This is a genomic window from Salinisphaera sp. G21_0 (genome assembly GCF_017744115.1).
GTDB lineage: Bacteria > Pseudomonadota > Gammaproteobacteria > Pseudomonadales > Endozoicomonadaceae > Endozoicomonas.
In genome coordinates, this window is sequence record NZ_JAGHQW010000110.1 from 1 (window position 1) to 6256 (window position 6256).

3 protein-coding genes and 1 pseudogene are annotated in these 6256 nt (G+C 44.7%); 1 reads left to right on the forward strand and 3 read right to left on the reverse strand.

Going from position 1 to position 6256, the window contains the following annotated elements; genetic code table 11:
- A pseudogene (locus tag J7439_RS24700) lies at positions 1 to 187 on the forward strand (IS1634 family transposase); the annotation flags it as partial.
- A gap of 35 nt (positions 188 to 222) precedes the next feature.
- On the opposite strand, the gene J7439_RS24705 reads toward J7439_RS24700, so the two are convergent.
- The 3 genes from J7439_RS24705 to J7439_RS24715 all read right to left on the reverse strand — a co-directional run bounded on the left by J7439_RS24705 (position 223) and on the right by J7439_RS24715 (position 5556).
- Positions 223 to 1653 carry an NAD-dependent succinate-semialdehyde dehydrogenase gene (locus J7439_RS24705; RefSeq protein WP_209204716.1) on the reverse strand — a complete coding sequence of 477 codons (1431 nt, stop codon included), beginning with the start codon at positions 1651 to 1653 and terminating at the stop codon, positions 223 to 225.
- A 273-nt stretch (positions 1654 to 1926) separates the two neighbouring features.
- On the reverse strand, positions 1927 to 3282 hold the full coding sequence (locus J7439_RS24710) for a hypothetical protein (protein WP_209204717.1): 1356 nt from the start codon (positions 3280 to 3282) through the stop codon (positions 1927 to 1929).
- Between the two features lie 843 nt (positions 3283 to 4125).
- Positions 4126 to 5556 carry a hypothetical protein gene (locus tag J7439_RS24715; protein ID WP_209204718.1) on the reverse strand — a complete coding sequence of 477 codons (1431 nt, stop codon included), beginning with the start codon at positions 5554 to 5556 and terminating at the stop codon, positions 4126 to 4128.
- Positions 5557 to 6256 lie beyond the last annotated feature (700 nt).

Here is a 6256-nt window from a genome sequence, read left to right on the forward strand (position 1 = left end):
CCGTGTATTCTTAAACCAGAAAAAAAAGCCCTGCCAGAACCCAACGGCGAGATGGGTGTTTTTCTGTTTTCAAGGGGTTAGTGTATTAACGGTCAATAATCAGGAACAACGTGTGGTCGGTTTGAAGGAAAGACAACGGGCGATCATTCAAGTTTTAGGCATTTTATATGAGTCGGTATATTCCTGATTGGGGTGGTGAAAGGCAGGCAAAAAGTCCGGTTATCAAATAATCCCTCCAAAACAGAGGTACTTGGTTTCCAGGTACTCTTCCAGACCTTCCTGTCCACCTTCCCGACCAAACCCAGACTGTTTAACTCCCCCAAAAGGTGCCAGTTCTGTGGAAATAATGCCTTCATTAATGCCCACCATGCCATATTCCAGAGCCTCGGCCACCTGCCAGATACGAGTAATGTCCCGACTGTAAAAATAGGCTGCCAGGCCATAAACCGTATCATTGGCCTGGTGTATCAGCTGTTCATCATTGCTGAATCGCACTATTGGGGCAACAGGGCCAAACAGCTCTTCCCGGAGAAAGCTCATGGAATGCTGAACATCGGTCAGAACCGTAGGCTCAACAAAACATCCATCCAGGGATTCCCCCCCCGTAGCGATGGTTGCCCCCTGCCCGACAGCAAGATTGATTTTCTGCAGAATGCGTTCTTTTGCCAGTGCGTCAATAACCGGTCCAATCTGGACACCCTCTTCCAGCCCACTGCCAACCTTGAGACTTTTTACAGCCTCAATAAACCGGCTGACGAATTGATCATAAATAGCGTCGTGTACATAAAACCGGTTGGCACAGACACAGGTTTGACCGGCATTACGGAACTTTGATGCAATAGCGCCCTGTACGGCCTGATCAATATCCGCATCGTCAAAGACGATAAACGGGGCATTTCCGCCCAGCTCCATTGAGGTATTTTTAATGGTTTCAGCCGACTGGGCGATCAGCTGTCGCCCGACTCGGGTAGAACCGGTAAATGATAACTTTCTGATCATTGGATGACGGGTAAAGATGTCACCGACCTTTTCCGGTGAATGATGCACAACAACCTGCAATACATCTTCTGGCATACCCGCCTGTCTGGCCAGTTCTACCACAGCATAGGCACAGAGTGGCGTTTGATTGGCAGGCTTGACAATAAAGCTGCAACCGGCAGCCAGTGCAGGTGCCGCCTTACGGGTAATCATGGCAATGGGAAAGTTCCATGGGGTGATCGCCGCAGCAACACCGACAGGCTGCTTGATGGTCATCAGTCGCCTGTCTTCCGTATGTGCGGGAATAGTCGTGCCGTATGCCCGCTTTCCTTCTTCTGCAAACCACTGGATAAAAGATGCACCATAGGCCACCTCAGCCATCGATTCAGCCAGGGGTTTACCCTGCTCAAGGGTCATCAACCGGGCAAGGTCAGCCTGATTTTCCATCACCAGTTCATACCATCGGTACAAAAAATGTGAGCGCTCTTTTGCGGGTCGTTTTTGCCAGAGTTTCTGAGCCAGGCGGGACTTTCTGATACATTCGTCAATCTCTGTTTCGGACTGCAAAGGGATATAGCCCACCACCGAGCCATCAGCAGGATTATCAATGGCCAGAGTGAGCTCTCCGGGTTCACACAAAATACTGAGCAATGATGTATTTTTGATGTTATCCATCCGCCAGTACCTCTCTACTTATACGACAACCCAGGAGGCTGTCCGAGAATAGCGCCCGTAGCGAGGATGGCAGAAAATTGAGGATAAAAATTCCGTTTTGTGAGGTGAATAGCGGGGCTATTTGCCGAACAAAACGGAATTTTTAGACCAATTTGCTGCCACCGCAGTAGGGCAGTCTATTCTCGGACAGCCTCCTAGTTATGGCAGGAATAGTTCTTGATCCCTTCAATAGTAAACCAAACGTGCCTCGGAAGCAGTGACAAAAACCGTGTTTTAATTGTTTACCATCAATGGAGTTTGAATGTCTTCTGCAAAGCTCCTCAGCTTATCGACAACATGTTGCTGCAACGGAAATTTCTCCATCTTGCGTATGCGTTCAACCATCCTTTCAATGGTACCGGGCAAATCGGGATTGTCGGTTTTGACAAAGCGTAAGGAGGTGATCAAATCATCAAGAAAGCAAGGATCGGTGTGTTTACATCTTTTTAAATCACCGACCTGATCCAAAATATGATGGTTAAACATCTTTGTGTCCAGATAAGCATTGTATTTGCTGTTCAGCTCACTTGCCCAGGGAATATCTTTGTTCTCAATCGCTTTATTTATGAGTGTATCGATAGCCTTCTGGCTCGTACAACCGCTGCTTGCCAGCCGTTGTTGACAGGCGTTTTTGGCCATACGATAAATGTAGTAAAAACGCGGATCAAGCTTGCTTGCCAGCTTTTCCAGAAGCCTGCTATTCGCCGTGTCGGTGTCATCACAGGCAAACAAAGGGAAGATCAGTTCAAGCAGAAAAAACTGGCGTTCATCTACTGCCCTATCCATCGCCACTTCGAGCTTTCCGGAATCTATCGTTGCCTGGTAATTGGTCTTCAACTGGCCTGCCCACTCTAAACCGTGAGAACCCAGGGTACTGACGGCTTTCGTCATTGCGGCATTGACGGCAGTTTGATCCCTGACACCGTGACTCAGCAGTGTGTTGATAAATATCATATAGTTGTCAAAAAAATTGCCATAGCTCCGATCAAAAAGCTTCGGAGAGTAATCCTGCGGTTGCATCGCAACGGTTTTTAAAACTTCACGCAGGATCACTGTGCAAGACTTGTTATCTTTATCGTATAAACTCAAGATACGTTGCAACTGATAGTTTTTTTTGGCCTCATAAGTTTTAAACAGTTGTTCCTTCAATTGCGCACCATTAAGAGAGATGCCATATTGCTCTTTCATGGCTTGTGCATAATCGAACCTGCCTGTTGAAACAAAGAAGTCAAAAGCCTCTTTCTGCGCGTTTTCACTGAGTATTTTTGATTCAGCCAGTCGGTTGACCACATCCTCCGGATAGCCTTTTGTCTTCAATACTTCCTGCAAAAAATCAGAAACAAGCCTCTCAGAGGCATCATCATGGGTCATTAAATCCAGCGCCATCCGAATTTTATTTTCAGCAGAGGGTATTACATACTCATGGAAAGATTGTGGCAGTGTCTGCCATAAAACGTCCTTAAATTGAGCGGCACTGAGTGTGATTCCATATCGGCTTTTCAGTTGCCACATTGCAGGAAAGTTATTTCTTCTTACCGCCTCGTCCATAAGCATCCTCACGGCATCCAGGGTCAGCGGGGCAGTATTCACAGGTGTTTCCAGGAACGATGGTTTTGGGTCCTTGGTTTCGGCTTTTTCACTATCCAGAGGAAAATCACAATCCAGCCTGTTTTTCGCCAGATTACCCTCAGATATTTCCGTTTTACAGGCAGGACAGGTAGGAACAAACGGCAGGCTCAGGTCCCGATCAGACAGATCCCGGCAGTGTCTATCCCAGTTATCAGAACATTCCCTGTGCATCAGGTGCTTACATCCCGATAAGATAAATACATATTTATTTCGCCAGGAGTGGCTGGATACTTCATCAGGATACAGGTAATCAGTAATGGAGTTCAGACAAACTGAACACTCGTGTTTTCTAGCATGGCATATCGAGAGATATGAAACTGACATAATTTACACCCTCAGTTTTTGAAGCCAGTTTTCTATGCTGTTGACAAGAATGCATTCAAAAAGCCGAATTTGATCCACTAAACGACCACTTTTCAGCACTCGCGATTTCCAGAGCCAATCTCGGGAATTGAATCCGGAGTGATCACGAAATATTCAGTAACAGGTGGACTATCCAGTTTGGTATTTTGTCGTTTAGTATGATGGTTGGGCTTTTTCTCCGGCTTTGGATTCAGCTTTTTCGAACGAGTGATTTCGTTTTCCAGAAGCTTTATCCCTGAAGTTGAACAATGCGCTCCTGCTGCTGAGTTATGAAAACACTCAGCTTCTCAGTAAAACGTTATCGGACAATGTATTCACAAGTCTAAAAGGTAAAGGTGGTATTTTCCTCAAAATAAATATTAGTTTTCTATTACATGGGACTTAAGTATGGCAGGAACAGCTCATGATTCCTGCCATTGTTAAACCATTACATATCAAAATTTAACCCGGTAGGCTGTCCGAGAATTTTATCAGCTTATCGACGATACATTGCTGCAAGGGAAAATTCTCCATCCCACATATTTGGTCAACAGCCGCTTGAATGACACTGGGCAAACCAGGATTATCACGTTCGATTAATTGTAAGGGGGCGATCAAATCGGCAAGATAATCAGATTGGGTGTGTCTTTTTCTTTTTACATAATCGACCTCTTTCAGAATATGATTTTTAAGTGTCTCAGGGTCCAGATATGCATTATATTTTCTGTTCAGCTCATCAGCCCAGTAAAAATCATTGTTCTCAACAGCTCTTTTAATGAGTGTATTGACAGCCTTCAGACTCCAACAATCGAACTTCTCCAGTTGTTTTTTCAAGGTTTGTTTTGCATCACGATACCCACCAAAATACTGATCGGGTTTGCTTGCCAGCCTTTCCAGAGACCCGATAATCGCCGCCTCGGCGTCTTTACCATTGGCGAACAGAGGAGTTATCAGTTCAAGCAGGAAAAGTTTGTTTAGATCTACAACCTTATCCATCGCCACTCTGAGCTTCGCAGGATCTATCTTTGCCTGGTAGTTGGTCTTCAATTCGTAAGCCCATTTTAAGCCTTTGTGAGAAAGAGTACTGACGGCTTTTGTCATCGCGACATCAACAGCAATTTGTTCCCTGACACCATGGCTCAGCAGCGTGTTGATAAACCCCATATAATTGTCAAAAAAATTGCTACGATTCTGACCAAGAAGCTCCGGGGAGTAATCCTGTGGCTGCATCGCAACGGTTTTTAAAATGTCACGCAGGGTCACTATGCAAGGCATGTTATCTTTGTCGTACAGGCTCAAGATGCGTTTCAGATCCCAAGTACCTTTTCCTGATTCATATCCTGATTCATAAGCTTTAACCAGTTCTTCCTTCAATTTCACACTATTAATAGAGACATCATATTGCTCTTTAATGTCTTTTGCATCATCAAACCTGCCTTTTGAAATAAAGTAATTAAAAGTCTCTTTCAGTGCGTTTTCACTAAGCATTTGTGAGTCTACCAGCAGCTTGACCACCGTCTCCGACTGGCCTCTTTTCAGTACTTCCTTCAGAAAATCACAGACAACCCATTTAGAGGCATCATCATGGGTCATTAAATCCAGCGCCATTCGAATTTTATTATGGGCAGAGGGTGCTACATACCAATGGAAAGATGGTGGTAGTGATTGCCACAAAAGCTCTTTTAATTGAGCGGCACTGAGTGTGATCCCGTATCGGCTTTTCAGTTGCCACATTGCGGAAAAGTTGTTTGCACTTAACGCCTTGTCCATAGAAGGCCTCACGGCATCCAAACTCTGGGGGGGTATTTGCACAGGTGTTTCCAGAAACGAAGGTTTTGGATCCTGAGTTTCGGCTTTATCACAGTGCTCCAAACAAAGAAGACTATAGACCATCCTGTTCTCCGGCTCCTTCCTAACTTCCGTTTTGCAGGTAGGACAACTAGTTACTAACGGAAGGCTCGGGTCTCGTTTTGACAGATCCTGGCAGTGCTCTTGCCAATTCTGAAAACAATCCATATGCATCAGGTGTTTGCATTTAGCTAAGATAAACACATCTTTGTCTTGCCAGGAGTGAATATTTTTTGGTTCAACAGGCAAACTGTAAGGTATAACAGTGCTCAGACAAACTGTACAATTGTGTTTATCGGCTTGACATATCGAGTGATATGAAACTGACATAATCTACATCCTCAATACAAGCAGTTAGATTTTAATGTTGTTGACAAGCTATTCCGGATTGGTACTGTCGTCTACATTAAGAACAGTGAAGTAAGCAATAAAGTTCCATTTATATCCAGTCCATTCATCACCCGGAACTCAGCCTGATTAAAATACTTAATCATTGTTCTTAATGACGCTCAAGAATAGTTGAAAATTAGATTATGTGTTTTTTTTTGACCTGTCAGAAAGCTTGTACGACTTTGTCCCCCCAGTTTTAAAAACCTTTCGCTCTTTATGTTTATCCAGTGTAAGCGCCAATTTAACCAGCGTAATAGCCAACCCTACCAGATCAGCTTATTCTTGAGATGCCTTCACTGCCCAGGGTAGAAGCTGCTCCAGTTTCTCAACCGTGTCCGCATAAGGCAGCTCTTTT